Source organism: Vibrio sp. YT-18, from assembly GCF_033337345.1.
Lineage (GTDB): Bacteria > Pseudomonadota > Gammaproteobacteria > Enterobacterales > Vibrionaceae > Vibrio > Vibrio alginolyticus.
This window is the reverse complement of sequence record NZ_JAWOQO010000007.1, coordinates 252,538-265,829: the sequence shown is the minus strand read 5'-3', so window position 1 is coordinate 265,829 and position 13,292 is coordinate 252,538. Positions and strand designations below refer to the sequence as shown.

Sequence of the window (13,292 nt, the reverse complement as noted above, 5' to 3'; positions counted from 1 at the left end):
CTCAAAAGTGAATGGTTAGTGTCACATCAGCTGGGATAATCCCGGCTTGAACGTGGGGGAAATACAGACGTTGAACGCAAAACCGCAAGCAGGAAAGCCAGTTATTCGTTTATCTGGTATTAGTAAAAGTTTCGATGGTAAGGAAATCATCGGTAATTTAAATCTGGATGTTAATCATGGTGAATTTCTGACGATTCTCGGGCCTTCTGGTTGTGGTAAGACAACAGTTTTACGCATGATTGCAGGTTTTGAAACGGCAGATAACGGTCAAATTATTTTGGATGACCAGGATGTAACACAGGTTCCTGCAGAGCAAAGGCACGTCAACACGGTATTTCAAAGTTACGCATTGTTTCCACACATGACCGTATATGAGAATGTCGCTTTTGGTCTTCGTATGCAGAAAACGCCTACTGCGGACATTGAACCACGAGTAATGGAAGCACTGCGCATGGTGCGCCTAGAAAAAATGGCACAGCGTAAGCCTCATCAGCTTTCTGGTGGTCAGCAACAACGTATCGCCATTGCGCGTGCGGTTGTTAACAAACCAAAAGTACTGCTGCTAGATGAATCTCTATCTGCACTTGATTACAAACTGCGTAAGCAAATGCAAATTGAGCTTAAACAGCTTCAGCGTCAACTTGGTATTACCTTTATCTTCGTTACGCACGATCAGGAAGAAGCCCTATCGATGTCTGACCGCATTATTGTAATGCGCGACGGTGTTATTGAGCAGGATGGTTCTCCACGTGAGATTTACGAAGAGCCGAAGAACCTATTTGTTGCTCGCTTTATCGGTGAGATCAACGTATTCAACGCAACCATGCTAGAGCGTATCGACGAGAAACGTATCCGTGCAGAAATCGAAGGTGTCGAGTCTGTTGTTTACTACGATCAGGAAGCGCAAGCAGGTGAAAAACTGCAAGTACTACTTCGCCCAGAAGACTTACGTATCGAAGAGATCAAAGAGTCTGAAGAAAAAGGCATCGTAGGTCACGTAACAGAGCGTACCTATAAAGGTATGACGCTTGATTCAGTTATCCAATTGGATTCGGGCATGCGTGTAATGGTTAGCGAATTCTTTAACGAAGATGATCCTGATGTGGACCACTCACTTGGCCAGAAAGTCGCTATCACTTGGGTTGAGAGCTGGGAGGTAGTCCTCAATGATAAGCAAGAAGATTAATCTTCAAAACGCGATCATTACCTTAATCGTCGGTTGGCTAACACTTTTCGTGTTGGTACCAAATGTGATGATTATCGGTACGAGTTTCTTAACGCGTGATGAAGCAAACTTAATCGAAATGACATTTACTTTCGACAACTACTTACGTCTACTCGACCCCTTGTATGCGAAAGTGCTGATGCACTCGTTCTACATGGCGATTGTGGCGACGTTGTTGTGTTTAGTAATTGGTTACCCATTTGCTTACATCATAGCGAAAATGCCAGAGAAATGGCGCCCATTCATGTTGTTCTTAGTTATCGTACCTTTTTGGACAAACTCTCTTATCCGTACTTACGGCCTGAAGATTGTTCTGGGTACACAAGGTATTTTGAACAAATCATTAATGGCGATGGAAATCATCGATAAGCCATTACGTATTATGTACACCGAAACAGCAGTAATGATTGGTCTTGTGTACATCCTGCTTCCATTTATGATTCTGCCGCTTTACTCGGCAATCGAGAAGTTGGACAACACTTATATCGAGGCGGCGAAAGATCTTGGTGCGAACAAGTTCCAAACCATTACGAAAGTGATTCTACCTCTTACAATGCCTGGCATTATCGGTGGTTGTTTGTTGGTTCTGCTACCAGCACTAGGTATGTTCTACATCTCTGACCTTCTTGGTGGTGCGAAGAACCTACTGATTGGTAACGTTATTAAGAGCCAAGTATTGAACGCTCGTGACTGGCCATTTGGTGCTGCGACCAGTATCGCCCTCACCTTCGCAATGGCTGTGATGCTTTACGCTTACTACAGAGCAGGCAAACTATTGAATAAGAAAGTGGAGCTAGACTAATGGGACGCACAGTTAGATTTAGCTTTATGGCGCTGGTGTATGCATTTTTGTATCTGCCAATCATCGTCTTAATTGTTAACTCATTTAATGCCAACAAATTTGGTATGAAATGGGGTGGTTTCACCACGAAATGGTACGAAACCTTAGTAAATAACGACAGCCTAATGCAAGCTGCATGGCATTCATTGAACGTAGCGGTATTCTCAGCGACAGCAGCAACCATCATTGGTAGCTTAACGGCCGTTGCCCTATTCCGTTACTCGTTCAAAGGTAAAGGTGCGGTAAACGGCATGCTGTTTGTCGTGATGATGTCTCCCGATATTGTAATGGCGATTTCATTACTTGCTCTGTTCCTAGTATTAGGCGCACAGCTTGGCTTCTTTACACTATTGATTGCTCACATCACCTTTTGTCTACCATTCGTTGTGGTAACTGTATACAGCCGCTTAAATGGCTTTGATGTGAAAATGTTGGAAGCAGCAAAAGACCTTGGTGCAAGCGAGTGGGTTATCTTGAAACAGATCATCCTTCCTCTCGCTAAACCAGCGGTTGCCGCAGGTTGGCTATTGAGCTTTACCTTGTCTTTGGACGATGTGATCATCAGCTCGTTTGTAACGGGTCCAACATACGAAATCTTGCCATTGAAGATTTACTCCATGGTTAAGGTGGGCATTTCACCGGAAGTTAACGCCCTAGCAACGGTGATGTTGATTGTTTCTTTGGTCTTGGTAGTAATTTCTCAGTTGCTAGCAAGAGAAAAAGTGAAGTAGAATCCGCACCTGTTAACATCACGAAACAGAATGGTTACATGCCATTCTGTTTTTCTATCTATCGTCCAAAATTGGACAACGTTTGGTTTGGAGCTAACGTCAATGAAAAAATGGGCTACTCTATTAGCTGGTAGTGCATGTGCGCTTTCTCTGTTCTCTGGTACAGCGACAGCGGATGATAAAGAACTAGTATTTATGAACTGGGGTCCTTACATCAACAGTAATATCCTAGAGCAATTTACTAAAGAAACTGGCATCAAAGTGATCTACTCGACTTACGAGTCGAACGAAACTTTGTATGCAAAGCTAAAAACCCATAACCAAGGTTATGACCTAGTAGTACCTTCAACGTACTTCGTGGCGAAGATGCGTGACGAAGACATGCTACAAAAGATCGATAAGACTAAGCTGAAAAACTTCGGCAACCTAGATAAAAACTACCTAGACAAGCCTTACGATCCAAATAACGACTACTCTATTCCACACGTTGTTGCGATTACAGGCCTAGCGGTTAACGCAGATATGTACGATCCAAACGACTTCCAAAGCTGGGCTGACCTATGGAAGCCTGAGCTTGAAGGTCAAGTAATGTTGATGGACGACACTCGTGAAGTGTTCCATATCGCTCTGCGTAAACTTGGCTACTCAGGTAACTCAAAAGACCCTAAGCAAATCGATGAAGCGTACGCTGAGCTACAAAAGTTGATGCCTAACGTTTTAGTTTTCAACTCTGACAACCCTGGCGCACCTTACATGTCTGGTGAAGTGGGCGTTGGTATGCTTTGGAACGGTAGCGCCGCAGCGGCACAAAGTGAAGGCCTGAACCTTAAACTCGTTTTTCCTAAAGAAGGCGGTATCGGCTGGGTTGATAACTTCGCTATCTCTTCCGGTGCGAAGAACGTAGAAGCCGCTCACAAGATGATTGACTTCCTACTGCGCCCAGAAATCGCAGAGCAAATCTCTCGTGATACTGGCTACCTAACGGCGGTGGAAGAATCGAATGCTAAGTTTAAAGACGTTGCCCCACTGTTCCCTTCTCAAGAAGACCTTGACCGTGTTGAATGGCAAGATGCGGTTGGTGATCTAACCGTTAAGTACGAAGATTATTTCCTCAAGCTGAAAGCGGGACAATAATCTAGCTTGTGTAACAAGTCATCAACCATAGGAAAATAGGCAGCAATACGCTGCCTATTTTTGTCTTAGGCTGATATAATCGCGCGTTGCTAGGTTTATTTGTCTTGGTATCATAGATTTATCGTCTCATAACAAGGAGACAACGATATTCAAGCTAAATGAACATATTTGTGCTTACTGCGATTTGGCTCAACTCGATAACTCCAGCTAGTATTGACTTGTCCAATCGCGAAACAAAACGGAAAACAAATGAAAAGTAAATTCTACGCAAGCGCTCTATGTGCAGCGACGCTCATCGCTACCCCTGCAATGGCTGCTGATCAAGAACTGTATTTCTACAACTGGTCGGAATACATTCCAAACGAAGTTCTTGAAGACTTTACAAAAGAAACCGGAATCAAAGTTATTTACTCTACATACGAATCTAACGAGAGTATGTACGCAAAACTAAAAACTCAAGGTTCTGGTTACGACTTGGTAGTACCGTCTACCTATTTCGTCTCTAAAATGCGTAAAGAAGGCATGCTACAACAGATCGACAAAGAGAAATTATCTCATTTTGCCGATCTTGATACTAACTTCCTAAACAAACCGTTCGATCCGAACAACAACTACTCTATCCCATACATTTGGGGTGCGACCGGTATTGGTATCAATGCTGACATGCTAGACAAATCATCGGTTACTAAGTGGGATGATTTTTGGGATAGTAAGTGGGAAGGTCAACTAATGCTGATGGATGATTCTCGCGAAGTATTCCACATTGCATTGACTAAGCTTGGTTACTCACCAAACACGACTAACCCAGAAGAAATCAAAGCCGCTTACGAAGAACTGAAAAAGCTAATGCCAAACGTATTAGTATTTAACTCAGACTTTCCTGCAAACCCTTACCTTGCGGGTGAAGTTTCACTAGGCATGCTTTGGAACGGTTCTGCATACATGGCTCGTCAAGAAGGTGCGAACATCGACATCATCTGGCCAGAAAAAGGCACTATCTTCTGGATGGACAGCCTAGCAATTCCAGCTGGTGCGAAGAACGTTGATGCAGCTCATAAGATGATCGATTTCCTACTACGTCCTGAGAACGCAGCTAAGATTGCACTAGAGATTGGTTATCCTACGCCAGTTAAAACGGCACACGATCTGCTACCGAAAGAATTTGCTAATGATCCAAGCATCTTCCCACCACAAGAAGTGATGGACAGCGGTACTTGGCAAGATGAAGTTGGCGAAGCGAGCGTAATGTACGATGAGTACTTCCAAAAGCTAAAAGTGAACAACTAATTCGTTAGTTTTAAAGATATGAAAAAGCGGCTCATGAGCCGCTTTTTTGTTCTTAATGACAAGACAAAAACTCTTCCTGTTGAAGTTATTACGCTCTTTCTTTTCCTTCTAGAGCCAGTATCTCGTCAACTAATTTTGGAACCTCAACGCTTGCTTTTCCGTAGCGTTTTTCCTCAAATTCACTTTCTACCGCACTAGGTTCTAGGTTAATTTCAATGGTATGTGCGCCGTGCATTTTTGCATCATGAACAAAACCTGCTGCGGGATACACAACGCCAGAAGTCCCAATAGAAATAAACAAATCTGCTTCTTCTAATGACGCGTAGATATCCCCCATTCGCAGTGGCATTTCACCAAACCAAACAATATGTGGTCGCATTTGTGAAGGGATCTGACAACAGTGACAAAGTTCGCCTGTCTTAATGTCCTCATTGTGCTCTACTACTTGGTTAGATTCACTACAGCGCGCCTTGAGCAACTCACCATGCATGTGAATCACATTCTGACTGCCGCCTCTTTCGTGAAGGTTGTCTATATTTTGAGTGATGACCGTCACTTTACCTTCTAACTCAGCCTCTAAACGACCTAATGCTTCATGCGCTGCATTAGGCTTTATCGCATTATCTTGAAGTTTCTTGCGGCGTTGGTTGTAAAAGTCTTGAACAAGGTCCGGATCGCGAGCAAACCCTTCAGGCGTTGCTACATCTTCGATACGGTGATTCTCCCATAGGCCATCTTGCGCACGAAATGTTTGAATACCAGATTCGGCCGAGATACCTGCACCAGTAAGTACTACAATATTTCTATAAGGGAAATTCATAACTCATCCTTGCTGTTTTTTCATTAGCTTAACACTGAAAGAATAGCAACAGTAGTAATATGGATTAGACCATAGTCGTAATGGTCACTATTAGAATTACAATTTAAGAGGAACAGCAATGAGACAAGTATCTCTAACGTTTACATTGCTTCTGACTTTGGCAGGCTGTCAACTTACCAATGTTGAAGGCGAAGTCGATGATGTAAAGGTAAGAGTCAGCACCAATGATGATGACCATCGAGGTAATGGTAATTTCTGTCCTCCGGGCCAAGCCAAGAAAGACAATTGCTAAAAGAGCGGCTTTATGCCGCTCCCATATTGGCCTCAATCCTCGTTGGTCGAAGATATTTTATGAATGGCTAGGTCAGCGCCATTGAATTCGTCTTCTTCTGAAAGCCTCAGTCCCATACTGGTATTAATCGCACCGTAGACTACAAGTGCACCAAGCACTGCGATGGAAAGGCCCAAAAGCGTTCCTAGAAGCTGAACGATAATACTCACGCCACCTAGCCCACCCAATGCGCTTTGACCAAAAATCCCAGCGGCAATACCACCCCAAGCGCCACATACACCGTGTAAAGGCCAGACACCTAGCACATCATCAATCTTGGTTTTGTTTTGTAGGTGGGTAAAAAGATAAACAAATAGCACGCCAGCAATCGCACCTGTCACTAAAGCACCGATAGGATGCATTAAGTCTGAGCCCGCACATACAGCAACCAAGCCAGCTAGTGGGCCGTTATGAATAAAGCCAGGGTCATTCTTACCAGCCAACAGTGACGCGACAATGCCCCCGACCATTGCCATCAATGAGTTCATAGCCACCAAGCCACTTATGCCTGACACAGTTTGAGCTGACATGACGTTGAAGCCAAACCACCCCACACATAAGACCCAAGCTCCCAAAGCCAAAAACGGAATATTCGAAGGTGCAAAGTTGGTGTGCTTTCCTGCTCGAACTCTGCCTTTTCTCATGCCCAAAAACACGACGGCAACAAGCGCTATCCAGCCGCCAACACCATGCACAACGACTGAACCTGCAAAATCGTGGAAGCCATAACCAAAGCTATTTTCAAACCAAGCTTGAACACCAAAGTTTCCGTTCCAGATCATTCCCTCAAATAACGGGTATACGATGCCGACAGTGAAAAATGTTGCGATTAGAATCGGATAAAAACGAGCTCGCTCTGCGATACCACCAGAAACAATAGCAGGAATCGCTGCAGCGAAGGTCAGCAAGAAAAAGAACTTCACCAACTCGTAACCATTGCCTTGAGATAACGTCTCTGCATCAGCAAAGAAGGTGCCGCCATAAGCGACCCAGTATCCAATGAAAAAATACGCAACGGCGGAAATACCGAAATCGGCCAAGATTTTAACTAAAGCATTAACTTGGTTCTTTTGGCGCACGGTTCCTACTTCAAGAAAAGCAAAACCAGCATGCATCAAAAAAACCATGATTGCGCCAAGTAGTAAGAAAAGTGTGTCGGAACTTTGCGTGAGAGTTTGTACAGCGCCGTGTACCTGATTGGCAGTTACACTCATTATGATTGTCTCCGTTGATCTGTAGCGCACTTATCCTGTGCATCAAAGTTAGGCTCATCACCAATTTGGTGAACTTAATTTATAGAGCGTCTAACAGAGCAATTCTCATTCCATAATTTATATTTCTAACACTTACGCTTTAATTTATTGTTTTGTATGAACTTTAATAAAATTACGTATTCTTGAAATGGTGTTTAACATGCTAATAAATGCACCAATATGGTTTTAGTGCACCAACATAATGCGCACTATATGGTTCAACAAACAGCAAACTCTCTACCATAAACGTAAAAGCCACCCCATGAGAGGTGGCTCATATACGGAATTGCTAACTAAAGGGGTTTATCGAGTGATCTTCCCTGCTTTTACATCTTCTAACCAACGTCCTTCGACAAGATAGGGAGGAAGCCAACCAGTTTCAACAGATAGACGGTTGCCTTTGTCGTACCACATGCAAGCCATACCAAGTAGAGGGAAAGAGATGAAAGTTTCTATAGAAATCAAGTCCTCTGGCTGATCGAGCCTCATTTGGTATTGCTCTTGGAATTGAAGGTTCTTAATGAGTACATCTTCGAAATCATAACCGATGTCGGTTGTCAGGGCGGCAAAAGTTTCCAAAATACCCATGGCAATTTCTAACGCCCAATCATCACCCTGAGCAACTGCCGTGTCCATCGCGGCCACCAATTTATCAGGGTAGTCTGCTGTACGGTTATGGAAAGACTGAATCACATCCACCAGCATATAAGACAGCTCACCCGCTTTGGTAGAACTCTGTCTCATCAAAGAAATCGGAAAGTTTGCCAACACATCCATACTAGCTTTGTCACGGACGATTACAGAGGTAAAATAGGTATCCAGCCACATTGAAGGACAAATGAAGCCCATCTCTAAGATACCTTCACCATCCCATGTTACTTCTGGGTAACCGAGTATCTTAATAGTTAATGACTCATTCGGAAACATAGTAAGCCGATGATAACAAGCGCCCATTAGAGAAGTTTCATAAAGACGCAAGGTACATATTTGTTCATCTTCATGTGAGGTTTGGAACCAGGTATACCAGCGAACCTGGTCGATGGCAAAATCACCAAGACTGATTAGATTTTCCCTCCTGACTTTAAGACCTTCTTTTCTGTTATCTAGGACCCTGTTTATAAATTTTTTTTTACTCGCAATGGCTTGTGCGTCAAGTTCAGGATTTGCTTTGCGCTCTACGATCTTGATCGATTCATTACTTTGCATTTTTACTTTAATCCTTTGGAATTAATTTTAAACTCTGCCACTTCTAGTTTTAAGTCCGAGGCCTTTCCACTTTCAGGGATGCTTGCTTGAGTATGTATATATCGAATAGGTCTGCCGGATAAAGCGGCGTATTGAATTTCGTCGGCAGCTACTTTTTCCGTCGTTCCTTCTATATTTTTCGACATTAACTTAACTATTTCCGCCGCATATTTACTTGTACCTTGCTGATATGCCTCGTTTCCAATCTTACGGCTACCCAGCGGGCTGCTCCCCCCTTTGGCCTCAACAATGATAATTTCACCTGGTGGTGGCTCTTCCACCTCGTAAACCATGTCAAAGTCGCCCGGCTTCGAAATTGAAGTTCCAATATTTTTGGGATGAAGCAACTTAGCATTGGGACATTTATTTCGAACAAAGTCATCCGCGGCCAACTCACCAATTTTTGCAGACTGTTGGTTAATATTGCCGATTTGAGCGTTATATCCCTCTTCGCCAGTTCGAGCGTCCATAGCCTTTTGACGCTCTTTCAAACATTCATCAATTTTTGCTTTGTTTCTTTCTGTTAGCTCATAACCACTCGTATTGAGTTCTGAGTTTTCTTTATACTCAGCTTTATTCAGCACAAGATCTTCAGTAAAGATCGTGCAACCTTCTTCCCCGCCAACTTTCTCTGAGTCAAAAACATGCGCATTGACAAACTCCTCAATCCCAACAACATACTGCACTTCGTGTCGGCTGCCATCTGAATGATTGATATGACGATAAAAAGTAATCTCGTTTCTTTCGCAATCAATATGGTCTAAATCGTATTCATATCGAATATGATTTTTACCTTTGGGTTTTCGGATTTTGACTTGCGAGCGAACGCCATCTTCTCCGACGGATGATTCTTTTGCTGCCTCTAAAATCTGATCGCAAACCTCTTGGGGGACATCGCTTTGCGCCTGATACTCTGCCAACATTTGACCCAAGCGTTTTAGCCCTTCTTCACAAAGGAAACCTGTTGGATCAATCCACTGGATAGGGTTGACTGCATATTGGTAATGATTAATACCACCAGCAATAGATATCGGATCTTGTTGGATAAAGCGTCCTAGCTTAGGATCGTAATACCGAGCGAGGTTGTAGTGTAAGTCGGTTTCTTGATCGAAGTACTGCCCTTGAAAACGCAGTGGATTTGCTACATTTTCAATATGTACATGAGCAAAGCCGTGAGCATCGTAACTGGCACTCCATACAACATTCCCTTCGCAATCGATCAGCCGCTCTGGTTTACCAACTTGATCACACTGGTACCAATAAATAACGTCGTTTTCTAGCAGTGCCACTGGCGTGTAGGTTTCTGGTTGATATAGGTACCATCGGAAAGCACCTGAAGAGCGTTCACCAATTAAACGTTCCCCTTCCCACAAGAACTCCGTAACGCCTTGTTGTGTAATTTTCTTCGTCCTGCGCCCTAATGCATCATATTCATATTGACTGATGCCATCGTCGGTGTGAACTTCAATGAGCTGATTTAACGCATCAAATACGCGAGTCTGAACATGTCCTTGCCCCTCACGTTTTGTCTGGTTTCCTTGCGCGTCATATTTGAACCGGACATCATCGTGTACTTCAATACGATCAGCGAATACCTCTGAAGATGGCAAAGTAGGATTGCCAAAACTATCGTATTCAAATTTAGTCACTTCTCCGGAAGCATTGACTCGTTTCAGTTGTCCTAAGGCATCGTACTGATAGTGTGTTGCTCCTGCCGTATTATCAATGATTGATGAAATACGGTTTTGCGCATTGTAAACGTACTTTTTCTCTCTATCAGGCCAATGTTGTTCGACCAAACGACCAACACCATCATAAATGATGCGCTCATTAAAATGTGCCGTTTCAATTTGGGAAACTCGTCCCATTTCATCGTAATGAAATTTGATTTGAGGTAAATCTAGGTTTCCAAACCGAATCGCTGAAAAACGCCCATATCGATCATAAGAGAAGTTCAGCTCCGTATTATCTGGCAGTACCTGAGATACGCGTTGGCCAACTCTGTTAAACTCCTGCGCTATCTCAAACTGACCTTGAATGCGCTTTGTTAAATGCCCGAATGAAGAGTATTGGTATTGCAGTGTTTGATGGCGATTGGATGCGAAAGTAAGTCGCCCACTAAGCGTATAATTGAAGTGGTGCTCTACAATACTGCTAGCATTTCCTGCTTTGACGTGCTTGAGATAACCCGCAGCGTCATAGCGGTACAGCACGGTCCTATCGGCGACTTGCTTACGATGGATCCGCCCCATATCGTCATAATCAAATTGGCTTTGTAGATTATCAAACCCAATAGTTCCTGATAGCTGGCCTTCATCGTCATACAGGAATTCGAACTCTAAGCCGTCACTCCGAACTAATTTAGTCAGGTTACGTTGTTGATCGTATTCGTAAGAAATATGGCTGCCATCGGGAAAGATGACTGCTTCTTGTTGCGCGAGTGCTCCCCATTGATACGAGGTAATGCCTGCTGGCGTCCGAATCTGAGCAACACGACTGTGCTCATCGTAAGAATATTCTTCGCTATAACCGACTTTGTCTTCGTCGTTAAAATAACGAACTGATGTACGCCTGCCGAATTGATCATAAGCGAGTTGAGCAATACACCCATCGGGATAAGCGACGCCATTCACTAGATCTTCTTCGTTGTAGCTGTAACGAAGTAATGTACCGTCTATTTCATTCGCGATAAGTCTTTGTTGTTCATCCCACCACCACTGACTTTTCTTACCATCTTCAGACTCTTTTTTGACGACTTGACCGTGTTTATCGTAATCATACTCCGTGACACAGCCGAACTGATCGGTATCCCAAACTCTTTGACCGAGACTATTGTAGTAAGCCTTCTCGATATCCCCGTCAGGTGAAACCGTTTTAACTAACTTACCTAAGCCGTCATAGCCATATTGAATTTCTTTGCCAGAGGAATGAAACTTAGAAACTAATTGACCATGCTGATTATATTGATAATTGACCGTTGACTGATCAGGATAGATAGCTTGTGCTTTTCGTCCCAATTCATCATATTGCCATCGCCAAGTTCTACCTGTGGGGCTTATTTTCTCGAGTAAGTTACCCTGCTCGTCATGCAAGAAAGACCATTGATGATCTAACGAGTCAGAATAAGAAGAATGATTTCCCTGATAATGGAAGCGATAGTCATAAATTCCTGCGTCCCCAACGTTTCTGATGCACTTCGCTTTTGCACCTTCGCCATCCCATTCAAAATAATGAGTAAAGCCAGTTGGTCGTACACGCTTAATAATTAAATGGCCGAGGTATTGATACTGTTCCTTTAGGCCCAAATGATTAGTTGCACTGACCAAATCATCGTGCTCATCATAGGTATAAGTTGCCAGAACTTTTTGGGACTTTGCATTAAGCAGTTCTACAAGGCGTCCTTGCTTATCATATTGACATTCAAGAACCGGACGCTTGTTATATGCGATCTCGATCAATCGATGGTTTCGAGAATACTGCAATTGAAACGTTGAAAACGTGCCATTTCTAACTTGTTTAGCTAGCCAACGATCATCTTTTTGCTCAAACCGATATTGATGCCCACTAGCGAGCGTTACAATCCGAGTTGTTGAGCTCAGGAAATAACAGCTCGCACCAGCGTATATCTGGTAACTTGTTGCTCCAATATCTACTGGCTCAAATTCTGTGATATCTGCCTTATCGTCAACAAACTCCCAAGCGATAACGTTGTCTTTCTCGTCCGTCTTCTCGCGTAATTCAAACTGAAATGCATGTCGCCAACCAAAGCCCATTCCATGATTTACATCCGACTGCGAAGAGCGGTAAGTACGCTGCCAAGTAGTACCTTGTTGTAGCTCGATATCATAGAGTTCGAGAATTTCTTCACCCGTCACAAGTGATACAGGATCACCGGCTTTCTCATGTTTTTCGCTGCTTTGTTGCTGAGGCTTGGCGGATGCGGCACTTCTGCCACTCTTTTTATTCGACTTCCCCTTTCCCTTCGATGGTTTTGCATTGACGGTATTTTGAGTCGGTGGAGGCGTAACCGCTGACGAGAGTGCGTAGTTTTCGCCGGTAGGTACAATTCGAGCGACATGCAAATCACCGTTCACCAAAGCATTGGCAAACGTTGAATTATAGTGTTGGGAAGTAAGCTCACCGTCAGGTATGTTTGGCTTGAATTGACCAATCGCATAGAACAAGTCCTCGACAGAGCGAAGGTCAAGCTCACCAAAGCTCTCAAGAAACTCTATTGCCTCTTGTTTGGTCACGAATGTTTTAGGTTCGCCGCTAGTAAGTAACTGACCAGAGAAGTGATAACTTTCGCCAAAGCGATTCGTGATAGGAATGACGAATTGAGGGATCATAGCCGTAACGTGTTTGTCCTTTTCTTACCTTGCCGCATCATTTAATGCTCGTTTCGCTCTTTTTATTTGTGAGAGC

The 13,292-nt window shown here is 43.5% G+C and carries 10 protein-coding genes; 6 read left to right on the top strand and 4 right to left on the bottom strand.

Features of this window, described 5'->3' with window-relative positions; all coding sequences use genetic code 11:
• Positions 1 to 70 precede the first annotated feature (70 nt).
• From potA to R7M72_RS12225, 5 genes are all read left to right on the top strand, one after another.
• On the top strand, positions 71 to 1,186 hold the full coding sequence (potA, locus tag R7M72_RS12245; RefSeq protein WP_017634901.1) for a spermidine/putrescine ABC transporter ATP-binding protein PotA: 1,116 nt from the start codon (positions 71 to 73) through the stop codon (positions 1,184 to 1,186).
• Positions 1,167 to 2,027, top strand: coding sequence for a spermidine/putrescine ABC transporter permease PotB (gene potB, locus R7M72_RS12240; RefSeq protein ID WP_005377512.1), 861 nt, complete (start codon positions 1,167 to 1,169; stop codon positions 2,025 to 2,027). The genes potA and potB overlap by 20 nt, the downstream gene beginning before the upstream one ends.
• Complete coding sequence (potC, locus tag R7M72_RS12235; RefSeq protein ID WP_005389180.1) at positions 2,027 to 2,797, top strand: spermidine/putrescine ABC transporter permease PotC; 771 nt, start codon at positions 2,027 to 2,029, stop codon at positions 2,795 to 2,797. The genes potB and potC overlap by 1 nt, the downstream gene beginning before the upstream one ends.
• A 102-nt stretch (positions 2,798 to 2,899) precedes the next feature.
• Positions 2,900 to 3,931 (top strand): extracellular solute-binding protein, encoded by a 1,032-nt coding sequence (locus R7M72_RS12230; protein WP_171344706.1) that lies wholly within the window; start codon positions 2,900 to 2,902, stop codon positions 3,929 to 3,931.
• A gap of 249 nt (positions 3,932 to 4,180) precedes the next feature.
• Positions 4,181 to 5,218, top strand: a complete 1,038-nt coding sequence (locus R7M72_RS12225; RefSeq protein WP_025766646.1) for an extracellular solute-binding protein — start codon at positions 4,181 to 4,183, stop codon at positions 5,216 to 5,218.
• An 88-nt stretch (positions 5,219 to 5,306) separates the two neighbouring features.
• On the opposite strand, the gene cobB is transcribed toward R7M72_RS12225, so the two are convergent.
• Entirely contained in the window at positions 5,307 to 6,038 is a 732-nt protein-coding gene (gene cobB, locus R7M72_RS12220; RefSeq protein WP_005377522.1) for a Sir2 family NAD+-dependent deacetylase, read from the bottom strand.
• A gap of 118 nt (positions 6,039 to 6,156) precedes the next feature.
• Between cobB and R7M72_RS12215 the strand changes: the two genes are divergently transcribed.
• Positions 6,157 to 6,330: a hypothetical protein gene (locus tag R7M72_RS12215; RefSeq protein ID WP_005377524.1), complete on the top strand. Its 174-nt coding sequence runs from the start codon at positions 6,157 to 6,159 to the stop codon at positions 6,328 to 6,330.
• A gap of 32 nt (positions 6,331 to 6,362) precedes the next feature.
• On the opposite strand, the gene R7M72_RS12210 is transcribed toward R7M72_RS12215, so the two are convergent.
• The 3 genes from R7M72_RS12210 to R7M72_RS12200 all read right to left on the bottom strand — a co-directional run bounded on the left by R7M72_RS12210 (position 6,363) and on the right by R7M72_RS12200 (position 13,216).
• On the bottom strand, positions 6,363 to 7,583 hold the full coding sequence (locus tag R7M72_RS12210; protein WP_064368422.1) for an ammonium transporter: 1,221 nt from the start codon (positions 7,581 to 7,583) through the stop codon (positions 6,363 to 6,365).
• 342 nt (positions 7,584 to 7,925) lie between these two features.
• Positions 7,926 to 8,828, bottom strand: coding sequence for an immunity 49 family protein (locus R7M72_RS12205; RefSeq protein WP_318056202.1), 903 nt, complete (start codon positions 8,826 to 8,828; stop codon positions 7,926 to 7,928).
• A 2-nt stretch (positions 8,829 to 8,830) separates the two neighbouring features.
• The gene (locus R7M72_RS12200; RefSeq protein WP_318056201.1) at positions 8,831 to 13,216 is read right to left on the bottom strand and encodes an RHS repeat-associated core domain-containing protein; all 4,386 of its coding nucleotides are present in this window, start codon (positions 13,214 to 13,216) and stop codon (positions 8,831 to 8,833) included.
• Positions 13,217 to 13,292 lie beyond the last annotated feature (76 nt).

Excerpts from the sequence above, each read along its gene's own strand:
- cobB (WP_005377522.1), bottom strand. The coding sequence starts at position 6,038 with ATGAATTTCCCTTATAGAAATATTGTAGTACTTACTGGTGCAGGTATC.
- potB (WP_005377512.1), top strand. The coding sequence starts at position 1,167 with ATGATAAGCAAGAAGATTAATCTTCAAAACGCGATCATTACCTTAATC.
- R7M72_RS12200 (WP_318056201.1), bottom strand. The coding sequence starts at position 13,216 with ATGATCCCTCAATTCGTCATTCCTATCACGAATCGCTTTGGCGAAAGT.
- R7M72_RS12210 (WP_064368422.1), bottom strand. The coding sequence starts at position 7,583 with ATGAGTGTAACTGCCAATCAGGTACACGGCGCTGTACAAACTCTCACG.
- R7M72_RS12230 (WP_171344706.1), top strand. The coding sequence starts at position 2,900 with ATGAAAAAATGGGCTACTCTATTAGCTGGTAGTGCATGTGCGCTTTCT.
- R7M72_RS12205 (WP_318056202.1), bottom strand. The coding sequence starts at position 8,828 with ATGCAAAGTAATGAATCGATCAAGATCGTAGAGCGCAAAGCAAATCCT.
- R7M72_RS12215 (WP_005377524.1), top strand. The coding sequence starts at position 6,157 with ATGAGACAAGTATCTCTAACGTTTACATTGCTTCTGACTTTGGCAGGC.
- R7M72_RS12225 (WP_025766646.1), top strand. The coding sequence starts at position 4,181 with ATGAAAAGTAAATTCTACGCAAGCGCTCTATGTGCAGCGACGCTCATC.
- potC (WP_005389180.1), top strand. The coding sequence starts at position 2,027 with ATGGGACGCACAGTTAGATTTAGCTTTATGGCGCTGGTGTATGCATTT.